The following is a 507-nucleotide window of genomic DNA, read 5'->3' on the forward strand; positions in this document are numbered from 1 at the left end:
GAACCGTACCGTTTGTTTTTTGAACTCTTCGTTATACCGTTGTCTTTGATCGCCCATGTGGACACACCTCCGTTGGTCTCATTATCTCCAGTCCGTTAACTGGTGTCCACTTTTTATTCTAGCTGCATTAGTTCCGCTATTTCGCAAAAATGCTGCTTTTTCTGGACCTAACGGACACAAGGGATCCTATTGATGTAAAATCCATGGTTCCGACGAGCACTTCCACTGAATAGCGCCTTCTGTGTCCGTTGGCATGCCGACTTTTGCATAAAAACAGCCTTAGCGGATCTCTTGTCCGTAAGAACGGTTTGATGCCATGCAAACAACACTTGAAAGAAAACAAAGAAGCACTGCCGATTCAAAGATCAGCAGTGCTTCTAACGTTGCTTGGCGACGTCCTACTCTCCCAGGACCCTGCGGTCCAAGTACCATCGGCGCTGGAGGGCTTAACGGTCGTGTTCGAGATGGGTACGTGTGGAACCCCTCCGCCATTGCCACCAAACATGT

At 48.5% G+C, this 507-nt stretch carries 1 rRNA gene; it reads right to left on the reverse strand.

Going from position 1 to position 507, the window contains the following annotated elements:
- Positions 1-385 precede the first annotated feature (385 nt).
- Positions 386-502: ribosomal RNA gene (gene rrf / locus GNP95_RS25535) — 5S ribosomal RNA — on the reverse strand.
- Positions 503-507 lie beyond the last annotated feature (5 nt).

The sequence above is a fragment of the Paenibacillus woosongensis genome, from assembly GCF_009725165.1.
GTDB lineage: Bacteria > Bacillota > Bacilli > Paenibacillales > Paenibacillaceae > Fontibacillus > Fontibacillus woosongensis.